Raw genomic sequence first — 718 nt, 5'->3', positions numbered from 1 at the left:
CGGCATCAATGCGTGCAGCGCTAAGCAACGTGAACGCGACCAATGCGCGGTTGCGCAGTGCAATACCACAATCCTTGGGCATCGATTGAAGCACATACCGAATTTGTTCGATCGAAGGCACTGGGCGCGACCGGCGGGCCGCAGCAATGCGCAGATCGTGGTTAGACAACGTCAGGTATTCTGAAAGCGTGCGGCCGACCCTTGAACGATAACCTTGCTGATCTGACAGCCAAATGACGAATGACCGAACGCGGCGTACGCGCGCCACCAATGAGGCCATCGAATAAGGTTCGCCGCTCTTGCCCACTTGGGTGGACAGAGCCTCCTTGTAGGCGATAATGTGTTGCGGCGTAAATTTTTTGTAATCCCGGAACTTGGTGAGCCGCTGGAATTCGGTGAGGAAATCTGCTGCGATATTAACGCTTGTTTTGGCAAGCTGCTGGGCGTGTTTCAGGAACTCAAGATAACGATGTACGACTCGCGCATTGGATGCGATGGCATCCAATGCGCGAGCATTTTTAGTTTTCTTTTGAAGCGGTGCTTTCGAGCGTTTGGTATAAGGTGAAGTCATCTGAATTAATCTACTTTCACGACGTTGTTGGTCACCATCAGCAGAGCCTTGATCGCATCAATCTGTTTGGCAGATCGAAGGATGCTCAAGGTAGTGCCACAAGCTGGGCAAACACCTTTGAAGTGAATCAAGCCATTGGCACCGGCC

The 718-nt window shown here is 52.1% G+C and carries 1 pseudogene; it reads right to left on the bottom strand.

Features of this window, described 5'->3' with window-relative positions:
- Positions 1-571, bottom strand: a pseudogene (locus ACXJ5O_RS28915) (hypothetical protein); the annotation flags it as partial.
- Positions 572-718: the final 147 nt, after the last annotated feature.

This window comes from Phyllobacterium sp. P5_D12 (assembly GCF_054049495.1).
This window is presented reverse-complemented; position numbering and strand designations above follow the sequence as displayed.